The 18,134-nt window shown below is 40.5% G+C and carries 15 protein-coding genes; 13 read left to right on the top strand and 2 right to left on the bottom strand.

Annotated features, from left to right (window positions below; all coding sequences use genetic code 11):
• Positions 1 to 110: 110 nt before the first annotated feature.
• Entirely contained in the window at positions 111 to 3,374 is a 3,264-nt protein-coding gene (locus RS893_RS27010; protein WP_315788672.1) for a GAF domain-containing protein, read from the bottom strand.
• A 358-nt stretch (positions 3,375 to 3,732) separates the two neighbouring features.
• Positions 3,733 to 4,938 (bottom strand): response regulator, encoded by a 1,206-nt coding sequence (locus tag RS893_RS27005; protein ID WP_315788671.1) that lies wholly within the window; start codon positions 4,936 to 4,938, stop codon positions 3,733 to 3,735.
• A 1,908-nt stretch (positions 4,939 to 6,846) separates the two neighbouring features.
• Here RS893_RS27005 and RS893_RS27000 point away from each other — a divergent pair.
• The 13 genes from RS893_RS27000 to RS893_RS26940 all read left to right on the top strand — a co-directional run bounded on the left by RS893_RS27000 (position 6,847) and on the right by RS893_RS26940 (position 18,107).
• Positions 6,847 to 7,794, top strand: a complete 948-nt coding sequence (locus RS893_RS27000; RefSeq protein WP_315788670.1) for an RluA family pseudouridine synthase — start codon at positions 6,847 to 6,849, stop codon at positions 7,792 to 7,794.
• Positions 7,795 to 8,454: 660 nt separating this feature from the next.
• On the top strand, positions 8,455 to 8,973 hold the full coding sequence (locus RS893_RS26995) for a phycocyanin/phycoerythrocyanin subunit beta (RefSeq protein WP_315788669.1): 519 nt from the start codon (positions 8,455 to 8,457) through the stop codon (positions 8,971 to 8,973).
• Positions 8,974 to 9,146: 173 nt separating this feature from the next.
• Complete coding sequence (locus RS893_RS26990) at positions 9,147 to 9,638, top strand: phycocyanin subunit alpha (protein WP_315792113.1); 492 nt, start codon at positions 9,147 to 9,149, stop codon at positions 9,636 to 9,638.
• Between the two features lie 258 nt (positions 9,639 to 9,896).
• Entirely contained in the window at positions 9,897 to 10,736 is an 840-nt protein-coding gene (locus tag RS893_RS26985) for a phycobilisome linker polypeptide (protein WP_016866777.1), read from the top strand.
• A gap of 85 nt (positions 10,737 to 10,821) precedes the next feature.
• Positions 10,822 to 11,592 carry a HEAT repeat domain-containing protein gene (locus RS893_RS26980; RefSeq protein ID WP_315788668.1) on the top strand — a complete coding sequence of 257 codons (771 nt, stop codon included), beginning with the start codon at positions 10,822 to 10,824 and terminating at the stop codon, positions 11,590 to 11,592.
• 99 nt (positions 11,593 to 11,691) lie between these two features.
• Positions 11,692 to 12,321 carry a HEAT repeat domain-containing protein gene (locus tag RS893_RS26975; RefSeq protein ID WP_315788667.1) on the top strand — a complete coding sequence of 210 codons (630 nt, stop codon included), beginning with the start codon at positions 11,692 to 11,694 and terminating at the stop codon, positions 12,319 to 12,321.
• A gap of 690 nt (positions 12,322 to 13,011) precedes the next feature.
• Positions 13,012 to 13,530: a phycocyanin subunit beta gene (locus RS893_RS26970; RefSeq protein WP_315788666.1), complete on the top strand. Its 519-nt coding sequence runs from the start codon at positions 13,012 to 13,014 to the stop codon at positions 13,528 to 13,530.
• Between the two features lie 78 nt (positions 13,531 to 13,608).
• Positions 13,609 to 14,100, top strand: coding sequence for a phycocyanin subunit alpha (gene cpcA / locus RS893_RS26965; protein WP_315792112.1), 492 nt, complete (start codon positions 13,609 to 13,611; stop codon positions 14,098 to 14,100).
• 145 nt (positions 14,101 to 14,245) lie between these two features.
• Entirely contained in the window at positions 14,246 to 15,112 is an 867-nt protein-coding gene (locus RS893_RS26960; protein ID WP_315788665.1) for a phycobilisome linker polypeptide, read from the top strand.
• Between the two features lie 276 nt (positions 15,113 to 15,388).
• A complete protein-coding gene (locus RS893_RS26955; RefSeq protein ID WP_315788664.1) occupies positions 15,389 to 15,634 on the top strand; it encodes a phycobilisome linker polypeptide in 246 nt (81 codons plus the stop codon).
• A gap of 10 nt (positions 15,635 to 15,644) precedes the next feature.
• Complete coding sequence (locus tag RS893_RS26950) at positions 15,645 to 16,475, top strand: HEAT repeat domain-containing protein (protein ID WP_315788663.1); 831 nt, start codon at positions 15,645 to 15,647, stop codon at positions 16,473 to 16,475.
• A 77-nt stretch (positions 16,476 to 16,552) separates the two neighbouring features.
• Positions 16,553 to 17,176 (top strand): HEAT repeat domain-containing protein, encoded by a 624-nt coding sequence (locus RS893_RS26945; RefSeq protein WP_315788662.1) that lies wholly within the window; start codon positions 16,553 to 16,555, stop codon positions 17,174 to 17,176.
• Positions 17,177 to 17,267: 91 nt separating this feature from the next.
• Positions 17,268 to 18,107 carry a phycobilisome rod-core linker polypeptide gene (locus RS893_RS26940; protein WP_315788661.1) on the top strand — a complete coding sequence of 280 codons (840 nt, stop codon included), beginning with the start codon at positions 17,268 to 17,270 and terminating at the stop codon, positions 18,105 to 18,107.
• The last annotated feature ends 27 nt before the right edge of the window (positions 18,108 to 18,134 follow it).

The following is an 18,134-nucleotide window of genomic DNA, read 5'->3' as shown; positions in this document are numbered from 1 at the left end:
AAAAAAAATATTATAGTTAGTTGCTCTAGTGCTTGCAATTGGACTTTTGAGCGACTAGAGCCATTAACTACAATCTTTGATGGTAAAAATATATCCTCTTAGCTATTTACTTAAACTTTGAAACTACCAACACTTGCTTGTAAATGCTGGTAAATCTCTAATGTTCTTTGGAGAGATGCGGATACTTTACGATAGGAACCACCAGTCATTTCAGATACTTTCGCAATCTCTCTCATTAAATTAATGACTTCTTTAGAAGTTTGCACTTGAGATACTGAAGCGAGAGAAATTGATTGTACTAATTCGTCAATTTGGCAACAAACATTCAGCATTTGATTTAAGATGTGTTTGCTATCTTCAATCAGACGAGTGACTTCTATTAGCTGGGCGTTTCCTAATTCTATTGTCTTGACTACTTCGCTAACTTCCAAGTTAATATTGGTGGCGATTCCTTCGATTTCACCTGTGACTGTGGCACTTTCGGTAGCCAGTGCGGCTACTTCTTCAGAGAAAGAGATTAAACTGTCACTATCTCCACCCATACGTGCTGTTTCGATACCAGCGTTGATCGCTAATAAGTTAGTTTGTAAGGAGATTTGTTTAATTAAGGAAGCCAGACGAGTAATATGTTGCGAGTAATCCCCTAGACGCTTGATTTTTATTGCTGTTTCTCCCATCGACTCCCGCAGGCTAAAGATATTTTCGACGGTGAGATCCATCGCTGTGTCACCAATTTCAGCGGTAGGGGAGGCTGTACGAACAACTGCTGTAGCTAATCTGGCATTTTTGGCTACGCCTTTGATGGAAAGCCGAATTTGATCAACAACATCAAGGGAACGATCTATTTCCTGTGTTTGTTTGAATGTGTCAATAGCTAGTTGGCTGATGATTCCAGAATTTTCAGCGATCGCTATATTTAATTGGGTAGCGGCTGCTTTCACTTGTACGACAACCTCCCGCAAGCTTTCGATAATGAAGTTGCAAAAGTCTGCGATCGCTCCGATTTCGCCTTTGTTAACTTCGATGTGTACTGTTAAATCGCCTCTTTTAACTCCTACTACATCATCTAAGAGTCTGTTTAGCTGTTGCTGTAGTTGTTCTGCTTGTTGACGTTGCTGTTCGGAAGCTTTTTCACTTTGTTCTAGCAGATTAGCTCTTTCTAAAGCTAGTCCCACCAATCTAGCAAATTGCTCGAATAACTCAATCTCTGCTTGTTGCCAGACACGAGTTCTGGTACATTGATGAGCAATTAACAAGCCTAGTAGATTACTCCCCAACAAAATTGGTGCTTGGAGGTGAGCTTTTACAGCAAAAGATTCTAGCTGTTTGACGTAGACTTCTGAAAAACCTGCTTGATAAATATTGTTAGCAGCCAGTACACCACCTTGGCGATACTTTTCTACGTAATCTTGCACAACAGCTTCATGAAATCTTGTTTCTACACCAGGTAAACCCTCAACTACCGACTCAGCTAAAATACTACCTTGTGATTTCTCATCAAATTTACAGATGACAACACGCTCCACCTTTAAGGCTTTACGGATATCTTGAACTGCCAAGTTGTAGATTTCCTGAGAATTAAGAGTTCCAGATAAGTGAATCGCAAAGTCCTTGAGTACCTGGCTGACTTCCAGCAAATGGACTCGTTCTAAAGCCAATCCGACTTGAACTGCTAACTGTCGCAAGAAATTAATTTCAAAAGGTTGCCAAACATGGGGCGCCCAGCAATAATGAGCAATTAAAAAGCCAAAAATCTGATTATCTTTGAGAATCGGTGTCGCTAATATTGCTTTGACTTGCAGTCTTTCCATCAATCTCAGATGTTCGGGAACCAAGTCTGTCTCAAAGACGTTATTGGCGATGAGAATGCCATTGGTTGTGTAGGTTTCTACTAATTGCCTAGCAATGGAAGTGTCTTCAATTGTGTCGCCCAAAGTTACGGGTAATTCAGGCGCGACAGACTCGGCGATGACTTGTCCCCTACCGTGAGCATTAAAGTGATAGACAACTACTCGATGGGCTCCTAGTGCTTGTCTAGCTTCGGCAACTGTAGTGTTAAATAAATCCTCACAATTAAGTGATTGCCGAATCGCCGTTAAAATGTTTGTAAACATCTTGAGGCGTTCAGCCTCAATTTTTTGTTTATTGAGTAAGTCTTGCAGTTGGTCAGCCATACGGTTTATACTGGCTCCCAAAGTAGCAAATTCATCTTCCCCTTTAACAGTAATACGTGTGTCAAAATTACCTCTAGCCAGTTTTTTCACTACCATCGTGGCAGTTTGAATGGGTAGAGTAAGACGATTGGCTAAAATAGCAGCGATCGCACCCACCAATAACGCTGTCACAATCGTTCCAATTGCCAATGTCAATAATAATTGTCTTTGTGTACCCAAGGCGATCGCTTTGTCTGTACTCAAAACTAATTGCCAATTTAAATCCGGTAAACCTGCTGTTTTTTCCCAAGGAACAAAGGTAGTTAAATCTTCAGCTTTACCTTTTCGATCTCGCAGTATACGTGTTACTACTTGTTTTGATGTTTGTAATTCTTGCCATTTAGGAATAATTTTTTGAGCATCTCTACCCAGGTGATTCTGATCTGTTGCCAAAAAAATCTTGCCCCCAGAATCTATTAACTGGTACTCATCCTTGATTCCGGAGAGCTTATTAAGTGTTTGTGCTAAGGATTGTATAGGTATAACTGCTTGGATAATATAAATAGTTTTATTCGTTACACTATCTTTAACTGGTGCAGCCAAGTAAATTTTCGACTGTTCTAAATTTACACTTACCAATGGCTGACTAATATATGGTTGATTTGTTTTCAGAACTGCTTGAAAATATTTCTGATTTTTTTGGTTAGGAATTGCTTCGCCTGGAGTTTGTAAAACAACTTTACCATTAAGATCCACAACAGCAATACTTTCATAGACTTGATAAATATCCTGCCAATTATTGAGCCGTGCTGTTTGATCTTGAGCATTTAAACTATCTCGCAGTGTGGACTCAGTGAGAAATTTTTGGTTGGCGAATAGCTGAACTTCTTTATATCGTTTCAGCATAAAACGCTCAACATTGTCTGCTAAATTGCGAGCGCTGGCTTGTTTAATATTACTAATCTCTTTAGTGAGAGACTGATTTACTAAGTAATATGTCATAGCTCCCACTCCCAATGTTGGTAATGTGGAAATAGCAATAGCAAAAGCGATCGCTTTGGTGCGGAAACTAATTTGTTTTGCCCATGCTATAACACTATTGATCGGAGAATAGAGAGAATAAGTTCTGCGCTGAAGTACAGTTTCGGTTTCGGAAGTAACTCTAAATGTGCGCCGATGATAATTATTATTTTTCGGTTCTGAATTAATTCTGTTAACCATTAAGTTATCTCTATACTCAGAGGGTGAAGCGATTTTGGATTTTGGATTTTAGATTTTGGATGACTTCTACAGATAAACTTGAGGGCTTAAAAATCAATTGTGAGAGTTACTAGTCGTAGCGAATTCTATGTAGAAAAACTCAGCGTCCCTCCGCGCTGACTCTGCGTTCCTCCGCGTTTAAAAACATTACCATTTCACGCAAAGCTGTATCAGTAGAGTATGGCAAAAAGCAACGACACAGGCATAATTTATTTTCTTATGCCTCCTATCTCCTTATAATCACTATATTTATGTTGCAGAAAATAGAAGATGACACAAGAGTCTGTGCATCTACAATTAAAACTTAAAATTTTTACAGCTACTTAATGTGTTGAAATACTTCTTTAAGTAAATCTGCCTGTGTAAAAGGTTTACTCAAATAGCCTGATGCCCTCACAAGTTTGGCTCTAGCTTTATCGATAAAACCTGTTCTACCTGTAATCATGATTATGGGTGTATCTTTAAAATGAGAATGTTTCCGTACCAATGAACACAATTCATAACCATCTAAGTTTGGCATTTCAATATCTAATAAAATCAAATCTGGTTTGAGGCGAATAATTTGCATTAAAGCCTTGAGTGGATCGTTGATGCCCACAACAGAAAACATTTGATCATCCAAAAATTTACTGATGGCATTTACGACAGCAGGACTGTCATCAATACAAAAAACCGTGTAGAGTTTTTTATCAACGTTTGGTTGAGAAATTTGTGGACGATTACTGTTATTAGTATTAACAGGATGAGGTAAGACATTATTCAATCTTGGTTTAGGCAAGGGTTGCTGGCTTGGGGGAACAACATGGAGATGCTGTTGCTGTCCAGAATTTGGTGTGCTTTTCCCCTTAGATGTCCTCTGGGGAGTTTGTTGTGGGGAGGTAGCTGCAATTTCCGAAGCTGACTGATGATTGAGATGTCGTCTTTCCAAGGAAGCTGGCTGCGGTGGCGCTACATCAGCAGTGGAATTTTCTGATTTACTACTGGGGCTGGATGCATAGCCAGGCGATCGCTTTTGGCAACGTTCGACTAGCAAACGCACATCTAAATGGCAGAACTTTGGCATCTCATCCAAAAAGCTTTCAGGAGTAAATTCGTAACTTCCCTCTTTTAACAATAAAAACGACTCTAAAACTTCTAATGCCAATTGTTCCACCAATATTCCAGCTTGAGCTGGAGTGATATATTTCTGATTAACTAACCAGCAAATAGCTAGATAGTCTGGATTGGGTATTGCTTGATTCTCAATCCCAGTTTCAAAAATTGCCCGCAATTGCTCTTTGATGCCATTGTGGAGAGTAGGTATTTTTTGGCTTAAACGCTGCAAGTGCTTGTAAAGCAACTCAAACATTTTTTCTGTACAGCACGCATAAACTAATTTACCCTCCTCCACATAGATTGACCAAGAACCAGAAGCGGTAAAAACTTGTAAACAACCAGTAGTAGATTTACTAGTTATTTTCTTCAGTAGAAATAACGGTTGTAACGATTGATAAAACCTGTATCTATTAATAGGGAGTATCTTCATGGCTACGGCTCTCAAATAAACTCAAAATTGACAAATGCAAATGGCTCTACTTGTTGCCATGAAACAGCGCCTGTATATTGCACTTACTTAACATTAGCTTATGGCGTGGGTGCATATACCCATATAAAAAGATAAAAAATGCGGAAAGTAGATAATTCGTCTCAAAAAGCAATAGCAAAACTCACTAACAGAGCCATCTTAAGGAGATTTAGTGCTTTGTACAAACTCTGTTGTTGGTTTTTAGAGCAAAATGGAATAGCAGGTAGCCTACAAGCAGGCTGTTAAAGATTTAATCCATAAATTTGATAAGTAATGTGACTTAGTAATTGACTAACCCAAAATTGATCATTTTTGAGTAGGATGTGGGGCATTTTGTCAATACTGAGATTTCATTGTCATTAATTTTGCGATCGCATTAATCAGAAATGGGTAAAGGCTATAGATGACAGGGATAAGGTAAAAATTTATGCCTTTCACCCTGTCCTTGAAACACCAGTTGTACTGAATAAGGAAACCTTTAAGGGTACACTGACTTACCTTTTCCCCAGATTTTGCATGAATTTTAATGGTGGAGTAAAAGATGCAGCAGTGGTTGGCTCCCAAGAAGGCAATTTATTTCTGCATTTGTTATGAAAACACCCTCTCAAGTATTGTCTTAAAGAATTAGAAGTTTGCCCTGATGATCTCGATGAGTAGCTACCGTAGTGAATTACAACTATTAAATCGATGATTTTGGTGTAACTCGAACAATTTACTCCATACTTAAAAACAAAATTATCTCCTTACTTTTAGATTACTCTAATTTCACGAAAATAAATAAAAGAAGCATGAAATATCCTATTAAGAAGTAAAGATATTGTGAAATAGAATTTATTGTCATAATTTACAACAAATTTATCTATAAAGTTTCTTGTTGCAAGTATTGATACTTAAGTGTACAAAAATGTACAACTTAATGTTAGAGTCTCTATTTATTTAATTCATAATTTTAGTAGCTTTTTAGCAACTAATCCTTTATCATTTTGTTTTTACTGATACATTTCTATATTTAGAAAATTCGTTCTGAGCAGCAATTACAACTAAATAAATACTCTTGATAATTCATGTTGATAAATAGAGAAATACTAGAGTAATTGTAATTATGTATGCATTATAAACCTAGTGATAGGATTTTATTTAGCCAAAATGGCATTATCTTGACTATGTCAATTTTAATTTTTTGCACCACTTGTTAGTCCTTACAAAGCTAAGGCTGAAGTTAGTGTGTTCACAAGCATCTGTAGTAAATAAAGAACAAATCACAAACTCAAGCTTCCTAATCAAGTCATCAAATCTACAGAGAAAACTTGGATAGTTGATTTAGCTAGCTTTGATACAAATAGAAGGTTTGTTTGAAATCAACAAAGATAAAACTCAGAACTATTACGTAAATTTGAAAATTAAAGTTTATCCGGATAGCATCATAAAAATAGTGTATTTTTAATAGCAAGTTTTTTGACTGTCCATATAGTAATAGTGCAGCGCAGTCAAAATAACGACGCAGCAAATCAAGAGCTAAATCAGCTCAAATATGGACATGAAATATTTTGCCTTTTGAGAAGCAGTTTCTTATACAAAAGAGAGCCAAGAAATATGTAAGATGTGAAACTCAGTCATTCGACATTATTCACATCCAAAATAACTGCATATATTTTCTCTTGTCCAACAAGAATAAACTTGAAATTAGAGTATGGCAATGGGTGCAAAACCAGCATTGCTGTCACCCCCCACTATGAAAATCGAGCAAAGTGTAAAGCGTAAGGGAGACAAGAAGAATGATAAAGTTACCGATTAACCACCTCACAAAACTTTCTGCTATTCTCCAGAAAAGCTAAACTACAAAAACTGGATCTGAGACTAAATACAACTGTGACCGAAATTAGTTTACAAGTAGAAGAACAGGGAGAACGTCTAGACCGCTACCTTACTGAACAATTAACAGACCTATCTCGTTCCCGCATCCAGCAGTTAATTGAACAGGGTCAGGTTCAACTCAACGGTAAAGTTTGCACATCTAAAAAGACTACCGTGAAACTAGGCGATCGCATTTCCTTAGAAATTCCCCCAGCAGAACCTCTCGAACTCACAGCAGAAGATATCCCCATAGACATCCTCTACGAAGATAATCAACTATTAATTCTCAATAAACCTGCGGGGTTAGTTGTCCATCCTGCACCCGGCCATCCTGATGGCACATTGGTTAACGCCATTTTAGCTCATTGTCCCAACTTACCCGGCATCGGTGGTGTGCAGCGTCCGGGAATTGTACATCGATTAGATAAAGATACAACAGGGGCGATCGCAATTGCTAAAACTGAATTTGCTCACCAACATCTCCAAGCACAACTCAAGGCTAAAACCGCACAACGAGAATATCTAGGTGTTGTCTACGGTGTACCAAAAACTGAAAACGGTACAGTTGACTTACCCATCGGTCGTCATCCAGTAGATCGAAAAAAAATGGCTGTTGTCTCACTAGAAAAAGGTGGTAGATCTGCAACTACGCATTGGCGAATACTTGAACGTCTGGGCAACTATACATTAATACACTTTCAATTGGAAACCGGACGTACCCATCAAATTCGTGTCCATAGCAGCCACATAGGTCATCCTATTGTTGGCGATCCTGTTTATAGTTCTGGCCGTTCAGTAGGTGTCAATTTACCGGGTCAAGCACTCCACGCTTGGCGACTCAGGTTACAACATCCGGTTTCTGAACAATGGATCGAAGTCACTGCACCTATTCCTCAAACGTTCAAGACTCTCCTAGAAGTATTGAGAAGACGAGTTGCCACTTCCGATAAAAATAACAAATGAGAAATCTTTACGAATCTTCTTTACCCATCTTTACAGAAATTTACACATTTATCATTTATCAAAGCTTCAGTAAATTTGCGAGATGTTTACTTTTAGCCACAATTTTTTGAAAAAATTTCAGATTTGGATTTTAAGTATTTTGGCTGAAGTCAAAAATCCATAAAACCGTTAATTACAATACAGTTTTTTTAATTGCATCTTCTTCAAGAAGGATAGGAAAACTTTATTTTTTTCAGAGCAAAATAACATTCAATGTAACTTTTACTACTGTTAATCTTATAGGACAGAAAGTATGAAGTTAGATTAACAAAGGTTTCATAATGTAAAACAAAGATTTAAGTAATAAGTAAATAAGCCTGACGATTCATAGGTTTCACTCATTCATCCAGAGTTTTACACTTGTTAAATAAAGTTTATAAAAAAAGGCTGCAAGCCAAATATAAAATACGAACTAGGTCAAAAAGCAATTTCACAATATCAAGACAATAAAGGTTTTTTCGGGCTAAATATTTGCACGTATCAATTATATTGATTTGATTTTTTGTGTGCAATATTTGCTAAATTTATAATTGCCTATTTGTCTTACTCATGTGATTGCTTATACCAAAAAAAGCTGAATTAATGGCTTGAATTTGCTGCTGTGAATACTAGGAGAAAAAAATGCTTGATGCTTTTTCCAGAGTAGTTGAACAGGCTGATAAGAAAGGTGCTTATTTAAGCGGTGATGAAATCAACGCTCTGCAAGGAATGGTTGCTGATAGCAACAAGCGCTTAGATGTTGTTAATAGACTCACCAGCAATGCTTCCTCTATTGTTGCTAATGCTTATCGTGCTTTGGTAGCAGAACGTCCCCAAGTCTTCAATCCTGGTGGTGCTTGCTTCCACCATCGTAATCAGGCTGCATGTATCCGCGATTTAGGATTTATTCTGCGCTATGTTACCTACTCTGTACTAGCAGGTGATTCCAGCGTTATGGATGATCGCTGCTTGAATGGTTTACGTGAAACTTATCAAGCTCTTGGTACTCCTGGTGATGCTGTAGCTTCTGGAATTCAAAAAATGAAAGAAGCTGCCATCAATATTGCTAACGATCCTAATGGAATTACCAGAGGTGATTGCAGTCAGTTAATGTCTGAAGTTGCCAGCTATTTTGACCGCGCTGCTTCGGCGGTTGCTTAAAAATTTTTCTGGTTGTAGATTGCACTTTTTGTAAGTATCCTTTGTCATTATGCCTGGGTCATTTGTAATTGCAAAGGATATGGATATAAAAGTTGCAAGTACAACTTGTTTTCATAAATTTTTGGCAAGACTTTTTTGAGTTTTTTAGTTAGCAATTTTTGGAGATTAATTAAATCATGAAAACCCCATTAACTGAAGCGATCGCCGCTGCTGATGTTCGCGGTTCTTACTTAAGCAACACTGAAATCCAAGCAGTATTTGGTCGTTTTAACCGCGCTCGTGCTGGCTTAGAAGCAGCTAAAGCATTTGCTAACAATGGCCAAAGATGGGCGGAAGCAGCAGCCAATCACGTTTATCAAAAATTCCCCTACACCACCCAAATGCAAGGGCCCCAGTATGCTTCTACCCCAGAAGGTAAATCTAAGTGCGTACGTGATATTGACCATTACTTACGTACTATCAGCTATTGCTGCGTAGTTGGTGGTACTGGCCCCTTGGATGAATACGTAGTTGCAGGCTTAAAAGAATTCAACAGCGCTCTTGGCTTGTCTCCCAGTTGGTATGTAGCGGCTCTAGAATTTGTCCGTGACAATCATGGTTTGACTGGTGATGTTGCTGGTGAAGCCAACACCTATATCAACTATGCAATTAATGCATTGAGCTAAGTTTACACAGCAAGTGTCCTTTGTCCCTCTTTGATGGCTAATGGCTAATCGAGACTGGTTAGTAGTTAGTAGTTAGTGGTTAGTGGTTAGTAGTTAATGGTTAGTGGTTGGTCAGAAAAAATCAACAACTATTTATTAACAGCTAACTACTAAAAATCAACAACTAACAGCTAGCACTAGTGCAATTAGCAATTAGCCATTCGTTGTATTTGAGAAAAGAAACAATAAAAAATTCGCAAATATGGAGCGATTGTCAAGATGACTACTTCAGTCGCAGAACGTCTAGCAATTAGAGATGAGATCGGCAAAAAAATAGAGCTACGCCAAAATTGGACTGAAGATGAATTGCAGCTAGTATTTCGCGCTGCTTACGAGCAAATTTTTGGTCGCCAAGGTGTGTATGCTAGCCAAAGATTTACTAGCGCTGAAGCAATGCTACGTAACGGCAAAATCAGCGTTAAACAATTTGTGGAAATTCTCGCAAAATCTGAATTTTATAGAGAATGTTTCTTTTACAAAAACTCCCAAGTGCGGTTCATTGAATTGAACTATAAGCATTTGTTGGGACGCGCACCCTACGATCAATCAGAAATTGCATATCACACTGATCTGTATGCTTCTAGTGGTTACGACGCTGAAATAGAATCGTACATTTACAGTTCCGAATATGACAATGCCTTTGGTAACTATGTTGTTCCTTATTACCGGGGATTTCAGTCGATTCCTGGTATGAAGACGGTAGGATACAACCGTATCTTCGAGCTTTACCGTGGCAGAGGTAACAGCGACAACGCTCAATTTGGTGGTAAAAGTTCGCGCTTACGCTCGAAAATTGCGATGAACATGTCCAACATGATTTCGCCACCATCATCTCCAGGCCTTGGCTTTACATCAATTGCACCAACTTTGATTAGTTCTCCTGTATTGGGAGATAATCGCATGTTCATCATCGAAGCGATCGCTGGTGGAGTGAACACCAAAGTTGCAGTGCGTCGTAGCAGACAAGTTTACACCGTACCCTATGAGCGGTTGTCAGCTACCTACCAAGAAATTCACAAGCGTGGGGGTAAGATAGTCAAGATTACGCCAGCCTCATAGAACAAGATGGGAGATGGGGGGATAAATATATTCTCCCTACCTCCCTACCTCCCCACATCTCTCACTTTTAACTTTTGACTTACTTATGACTGCTGCATATTCTGCCGAACCAATTCTTTCAAAAGAAGCAGCGATCGCAGCACTAAAGGGCGAAGATAACCAAATTCGTTATTACGCTGCTTGGTGGTTGGGAAAACATCAAGTACAATCTGCTTGTACAGCGTTGTGTGAAGCCCTATTTGATGAACGCTATCGCATTCCATCAGGAGGCTATCCCCTACGTCGTCAAGCTGCACGTGCTTTAGGACAATTAAAGAATCCACAAGCAGTACCAGCGTTAATTGCTGCACTTGCATGTGATGATCTGCACCTACGGGAAGCAGTTATTCAAGCTTTAGCAGCTATTGGCGACCAGCAGGCTGTTGAGCCTTTGCTGAAACTGTTGCAATCTCACCAACAGCAACCATTAGAAGCCTTGATAGAAGCCCTAGCGACTTTACAAGTATGGTCTGCTCGTCCCCAAATAGAACCCTTTCTCAATCACACTTCCGAGCGAGTACAATGTGCTGCGGCACGATATTTGTTTCTTTTAACCCAAGAACCCCAGTACATTGAACGTATTATTAATAATTTGAATCATGACAATATGTATTTGCGCTGGGCAGCCATATTTGATTTAGGAGCTGTTGGTCATCGTCAAGCAATAAATGCGATTTTAGCTGCTCGGGTTCCTAACAGTTTAAAGTTATTAAATTTGAAACGCATTTTGGAAGCCTTGTTAGATAACGAACGAACTGATCAGGAAACAACTGAGTTAATTTTTCAGGCAATTGATGATTTGTTAATTCAGCTTTGAGATTGGGATTGTTAGTAGTTATTAGTTAGTAATTAGTAGTTAGTTTTTTACCACTAACCACTAACCCGGTCTTTTTTATGTCTGCAATCTTTAACAATCATGAATATACAGAATGTAAATACCGAGCAACTAATTTTACAATTAAGTAATGCCCGGCTACCAACTGATGCGATATCTGCAATTGCTACTCTATCTGCTAGGGAAACTACGGAAACTAAGGCGATTTCAGCTTTAATTCAAGCTTTTAGCCATCATCACCTTTCTGTAGGCAAAGCGGCAGTTGAAGCTTTAGTAAAGCTAGCACCTGCAAGCGTAGAACCACTGATTTTTGCTTTCCGTAATTCTTCTGATCAGGGCGTGCAGGCTTATATTATTCAAGCTTTAGCACTAATTGGGGACAAGCGAGCAGTTGATTTGTTGGCAGAAGTTGTTGGTACAGAAGTAGCTAACCACTGTCAAGGAAATGTCCGTCGGATTGCCGCACGGGGACTAGGAAAAATAGGGAGGACTACTGAGCAACCAGAAGTAATCCGCTATGCTGTCGAAAAACTAACTTGGGCTTTACTGACTCCAGAAGATTGGGGGCTACGTTACGCTGCTGCGGTTGCTCTACAAGAAATTGCCACACCAGCAGCTCATGCTGCCTTACAGGCTTCACTAAATCAAGAAGCAGACAAAGTGGTGCGATCGCGTATTACAATGGCTGCAACAAAAAATCTGCCAGATTAACTACAAACTGGAAATATATAAATCAGCAGGATGAGAGGAATTTATTTTTCTAGCCACCCCTTCCTCTCCTCCTGTTTGTTCTGCTTTCAAAGCTCAGTCAATCCTAGGGCTTCGAGTTCCCTATCTCCATCTGTTGTGACAAATTTCTGCAACTAATAGCAACATTTGGAATTTTTTTGTTAAAAATTCTTAACATAGATGGGTATGTCTATAAAAGTCATGTAGAACTCGAATAGATTGTACTGTATGAGTATTGAACAAAAATTAAGAAAATCTAAGCAAAGAAAAGTTGCGTCTTATCTTACCCTTTTGTAAAGTAATGTTAAGAAAAAAAGCACTAATTCTCAGTTAAAGTCCTTGCATGTAAAGGTTTTGAGGCTTTTCTTATTGGTCGAAATCATTTATTCATAATTTGTAACAAATAATGCCCCTGTAGCGTTGTATAAACATAAGCTGGAGGGGTTAATTAACAGGCAAAAGTTAAAGATGGCAATCAATTTGTAAAGTTTGCCAGTTTCTCATAAAATCACCCCAGTTTCTCATTTTTCTGATTCTGTTCGCAGAACACAAAAGTGAAGATCAAAAGAGAAACACTCTTGTTTAACGTCTGTTATAGACCAATCCAAATTGATAAAACAATTCCAGTTTTAATCAACACAGCACTCAACTAAGGAATTAGGAGAATCTTCCATGTTAGACGCATTTGCCAAGGTGGTTTCTCAAGCTGACTCCAGAGGCGAATTTCTCAGCAGCGAACAACTTGATGGTCTGAGCAACTTAGTTAAGGACGGCAACAAGCGCCTGGATGTAGTCAACCGCATCACCAGCAATGCTTCCACCATCGTTACCAACGCTGCTCGTGCTTTGTTTGAAGAGCAACCTCAATTGATTTCTCCTGGTGGAAACGCTTACACCAACCGTCGCATGGCTGCTTGCCTCCGCGATATGGAAATCATCTTGCGTTATGTTACCTACGCTATCCTCGCAGGTGACGCTAGCGTTCTTGATGATCGTTGCTTAAATGGCTTGCGCGAAACCTACCAAGCTCTGGGAACTCCCGGTTCTTCTGTAGCAACTGGTGTTCAGAAAATGAAAGAAGCTGCGGTCAACATTGCTAACGACCCCAATGGTATCACTAAGGGTGATTGCAGTCAGTTGATGTCTGAAGTAGCTAGCTACTTTGATCGCGCTGCTGCTGCTGTTGCGTAATAAACATAAAAAAGAAAGCCCAGAACCAAAAAGCTTGGTATCCAGGCAAAAAATTACGAAACGTTAAGGAGATTTAACATCATGAAAACACCCATTACCGAAGCAATCGCAGCTGCTGATACCCAAGGACGTTTTCTGAGCAACACCGAACTGCAAGCTGTTCGTGGTCGTTTAGAGCGTGCTACCGCTAGCATGGAAGCTGCTCGTGCTTTGACCTCTAACGCTCAGCGCTTGATTGATGGTGCAGCTCAAGCTGTATATCAGAAGTTCCCCTACACCACCCAAATGAGCGGTCCTCAGTACGCTGCTGATTCCCGTGGTAAATCAAAGTGCGCTCGTGACATCGGCCACTACCTGCGGATGGTAACCTACTGCCTAGTTGCTGGTGGTACTGGTCCAATGGATGAATACCTAATTGCTGGTTTGGATGAAATCAACAGCGCTTTTGAATTGTCTCCCAGCTGGTATGTAGAAGCTCTCAAGTACATCAAAGGCAACCACGGTTTGAGTGGTCAAGCTGCTAACGAAGCCAACACCTACATTGATTACGCAATCAACGCTCTTAGCTAGATAGCGTAATGCCCGGAGAGGGATGCAGCTGTATGGAATCACCAAGCAGTTGGATCTAGCTCCGGGCATAGTTTTATCTGGGGATTGATAAAAATATTTATTCAGACACGCAAAAGTTAAGCGTGTAAATAAATAGGGGGAAAAAATGCCGATTACAGCAGCAGCATCCAGGCTAGGAACAGAAGCCTTTAGTAGCACAAGCGCAGCTAAAGTTGAGTTACGCCCCAATGCAAGCAGAGATGATGTAGAAGCAGTAATTAGAGCCGTATATCGGCAAATCTTGGGTAATGACTACATCATGGCATCAGAACGCTTGAAGAGTGCAGAATCACTCCTGCGGGATGGGAACCTGACAGTGCGGGAGTTTGTGCGTAGCGTTGCCAAGTCAGAACTCTACAAGAAGAAATTTTTCTACAACAGCTTCCAAACTCGGTTTATCGAACTCAACTACAAGCATTTATTGGGTCGCGCTCCCTACGATGAGTCTGAGGTGATTTTCCACTTAGACTTGTACCAAAACCAAGGGTACGATACTGAAATCGACTCCTACATAGATTCAATTGAATATCTGAATAACTTCGGCGACAACATTGTCCCCTACTATCGCGGTTTTGAGATTCAAACAGGACAAAAAACCGCTGGCTTTACCCGGATGTTCCGTTTATATCGGGGTTATGCTAATAGCGATCGCGCCCAAGTAGAAGGCACTAAAACTCGTCTTGCTCGTGAACTAGCAACCAATAGCACTTCCTCAATTGTTGGGCCTTCTGGTAGTAATGCTAGCTGGAGTTATCGTGCAAGCACGGATGTGACTCCCAGAAAAAATATGGGAAATGCTGTTGGACAGAGCGATCGCGTTTATCGCATCGAAGTTACCGGACAGCGCAATCCCGGGTTCCCGAGCGTACGTCGTAGCAGTTATGCCGTGGTTGTACCTTACGAGCGTCTTTCGGACAAAATTCAGCAAATTGTACGTCAAGGCGGCAAAATCGTTAGTGTCACCCCAGCGTAATAGCAAGAGCGAAGCATTTGGGTGGTAATTTATCGATTTAGCAAGTACTTCTGTTTCAACGCCATTTCTCTCAAGGGAAAGGCTGCGCGAACACCCGTATAAAAGTTAGTAGTGAGGAGCTATGGGTTAAGAATTATGAGTCATGAGTTACGAGTTATGGGTTGAAGAAAATATAAACTTCAAAACTCCTAATTCTTAACTCCTAATTCTTAACTCCTAGCTCCTAACTCCTTAACAATTGCCCAAAAGCTAATTTTACAGGAGAGGTTAACAAAAATGTTCGGTCAAACCACAGTTGGTGCTAATGGCATTTCTAGTGCAAACAGCCGGATGTTTCGTTATGAAGTCGTAGGCTTGCGGCAAAACGAAGAAAACGACAAAAATAACTACGACATCCGCAATAGCGGCAGCGTATTCATGACTGTGCCATACAACCGTATGAATGAAGAAATGCAGAGGATCACTCGTATGGGCGGTAAAATCGTTAAAATCGAGCCTTTAACTACAGCAGAAGCAAACTAACGCTTTGGCAATGATTGAACCAAGTGCAGAAGAATATTCTGCCGAAAACGCTCCGCCCTTAACAAAAGAGCAAGCGATCGCTAACCTGCAATCTCCAGATTTAAGTCTCCGCTATTATGCTGCTTGGTGGCTAGGTAAAAACCGCGTCCGGGATCAAGCTGTTGTAGATGCTCTGGTCGTGGCATTAGAGGATGAAGCCGACAGAACAGAAATGGGAGGCTATCCTCTACGCCGTAATGCTGCAAGAGCATTAGGAAAGTTGGGCGACATGCGAGCCGTACCAAGCTTAATTAAGTGCTTGGAATGCTCTGATTTTTATGTGCGCGAAGCCGCTGCCCAATCCTTAGCACAACTAAAAGGCATAGCTGCTGCCCCAGCACTGATGCAATTGCTCAATGGTGGAGTAGCAGCAGCAGTGCCAGTACCAGGACGCCCCCACTTGATCCAGCCCTATGAAGCAGTATTAGAAGCCTTGGGAGCTATTAGTGCAACTGAGGCTATTTCCCTAATAGAACCTTTCCTTGAGCATCCATTACCACGAGTGCAGTGTGCAGCAGCAAGAGCAATGTACCAGCTGACCCAAGACGCCAAATATGGAGAGCGTTTAGTGCAAGTTTTGGACAGCAACGACTTAAAATTGCGCCGCGTTGCCTTAGGGGATTTGGGTGCCATAGGTTATTTACCAGCAGCAGATGCGATCGCGAATGCCAAAGTCGAAAATAGCTTCAAACTGATAGCCCTCAAAGGTTTACTGGAACATCAACTTCAAAAGGAGTTAGATGTTTCCTCTCTTTGTGAGGATGCTATTCGGGTAATGAACTTGATGGATTCACTTTTGTAGTGATTAGTTAGTGGTTAGTGGTTGTTGGTCAAAGAACCACTACTAACTACTAACTACTAACTACTAACTCTTGACCAATGACTAACACCCAACAATTAATTCGTGCCGTAGCAGAGGCAGACTCGCCAGCGCGAATGATAGCGACAGTACAAAAATTAGCAGCAGCGCAAGATGAAGCGGCAATTCCCACATTAATTGCCGTGTTTGGTTATAACAATCCAACCGCAGCAGTAGCAGCAGTGAGTGGATTAACTCAGTTAGGAGAAGTAGCAGTACCACAATTACTACAGCAAATTGACGACTACAACTATGGCGCACGGGCTTATTCAATTCGTGCTTTAGCAGCGATCGCAGATCCCCGCGCCCTGGATGTGTTATTAGCATCAGCTGCTACCGATTTTGCTCCTAGCGTTCGTCGCGCCGCAGCCAAAGGATTGGGAAACTTGCGTTTTCACAAGCTGGACAACCCAGAACGCCAACAAGCGCAAGTAAAAGCATTAGAAACCCTAATGTTTATTTCTCAAGACCCTGACTGGTCAATTCGTTATGCCGCTGTTGTTGGTTTGCAAAATTTAGCAAAAATACCCGAATTGCAACAGCAAATTCTCGCAAAATTTGCAGAAATCTTAGCTAATGATAGCGAACACTCACTTAGAGCCCGCGTGCAGTTAGCTCAAAAACAAGTATTGGTTAGTAGTTAGTAGTTAGTAGTAGTTTTTTGACCACTAACCAATAACCACTAACCATTAATCAGTCTCTGTGAAACCCTAAAACAAGGTCACAATCTCAAAAATGCCGATACCATTACTTGAATTTACTCCAACAACCCAAAATCAGCGTGTTGAAGGCTACGAAGTAGCTGGCGAAGACACACCTACTATGTATCGGTTAGCAAACGCTACCTCCGATGCTGATCTTGATGCCATCATCTGGGCAGCCTATCGGCAAATATTTAGCGAACACTTAATATTAGAAAAATATCGTCAACCCTTCCTAGAATCGCAGTTAAGAAATCGGGCTATTAACGTCCGAGATTTTATTCGGGGATTGGGTAAATCCGATGTTTATCGTGATGAAGTAGCAGAAACCAATTCTAATTATCGTTTAGTAGACATCAGCTTCAAGCGGTTTTTGGGACGGGCTACCTACGGTAAAGATGAGCAAATTTCTTGGTCAATTGTGATTGCGACCAAAGGATTGCATGGTTTTATCGACGCCATTGTAGATTCTGAAGAGTATCGTCAAAACTTTGGTGATGACATCGTACCCTTCCAACGCCGCCGCTTCAAAGACAGACCCTTTAACTTAGTAAACCCTCGCTACACCGATTACTGGCGCGGTCGCTTGGTCGAGCAGTATATCGGTGGACGTTCCTTCTATCAAGTCGTTCGCTCAGGACAAGCTGTGCAACGAGGAGTTCGTCAAGCCATTCCAGCCAACTTCCTGTCAATGGCTGCTAGTGTTACACCAGGTGGGGCAGAATATCAACGCTCAAGCGATCGCGCGAGAAATATTGCCTCTAGTGTACAGATTCCTGACACCAGCCGCGAATCTACTACCCCACCTCCAACCGTAAAACCCACACAAGTTGCTTTACCTTATCGTTACATTCCTGGTAACAAAACAACTTAATTAGTTCATAGTTAGTGGTTAGTTGTT

The organism is Fischerella sp. JS2 (assembly GCF_032393985.1).
Taxonomy (GTDB): Bacteria; Cyanobacteriota; Cyanobacteriia; order Cyanobacteriales; family Nostocaceae; genus Fischerella.
Note: the sequence above shows the minus strand (reverse complement) of the source record. Positions and strands in the feature narration are given on the sequence as shown.

What these genes read in the sequence shown, in the direction of transcription:
- RS893_RS27010 (WP_315788672.1), bottom strand. Translation starts at nt 3,374, where the DNA reads ATGGTTAACAGAATTAATTCAGAACCGAAAAATAATAATTATCATCGG.
- RS893_RS27005 (WP_315788671.1), bottom strand. Translation starts at nt 4,938, where the DNA reads ATGAAGATACTCCCTATTAATAGATACAGGTTTTATCAATCGTTACAA.
- RS893_RS26995 (WP_315788669.1), top strand. Translation starts at nt 8,455, where the DNA reads ATGCTTGATGCTTTTTCCAGAGTAGTTGAACAGGCTGATAAGAAAGGT.
- RS893_RS26985 (WP_016866777.1), top strand. Translation starts at nt 9,897, where the DNA reads ATGACTACTTCAGTCGCAGAACGTCTAGCAATTAGAGATGAGATCGGC.
- RS893_RS26980 (WP_315788668.1), top strand. Translation starts at nt 10,822, where the DNA reads ATGACTGCTGCATATTCTGCCGAACCAATTCTTTCAAAAGAAGCAGCG.
- RS893_RS26975 (WP_315788667.1), top strand. Translation starts at nt 11,692, where the DNA reads ATGAATATACAGAATGTAAATACCGAGCAACTAATTTTACAATTAAGT.
- RS893_RS26970 (WP_315788666.1), top strand. Translation starts at nt 13,012, where the DNA reads ATGTTAGACGCATTTGCCAAGGTGGTTTCTCAAGCTGACTCCAGAGGC.
- RS893_RS26960 (WP_315788665.1), top strand. Translation starts at nt 14,246, where the DNA reads ATGCCGATTACAGCAGCAGCATCCAGGCTAGGAACAGAAGCCTTTAGT.
- RS893_RS26955 (WP_315788664.1), top strand. Translation starts at nt 15,389, where the DNA reads ATGTTCGGTCAAACCACAGTTGGTGCTAATGGCATTTCTAGTGCAAAC.
- RS893_RS26950 (WP_315788663.1), top strand. Translation starts at nt 15,645, where the DNA reads ATGATTGAACCAAGTGCAGAAGAATATTCTGCCGAAAACGCTCCGCCC.
- RS893_RS26945 (WP_315788662.1), top strand. Translation starts at nt 16,553, where the DNA reads ATGACTAACACCCAACAATTAATTCGTGCCGTAGCAGAGGCAGACTCG.
- RS893_RS26940 (WP_315788661.1), top strand. Translation starts at nt 17,268, where the DNA reads ATGCCGATACCATTACTTGAATTTACTCCAACAACCCAAAATCAGCGT.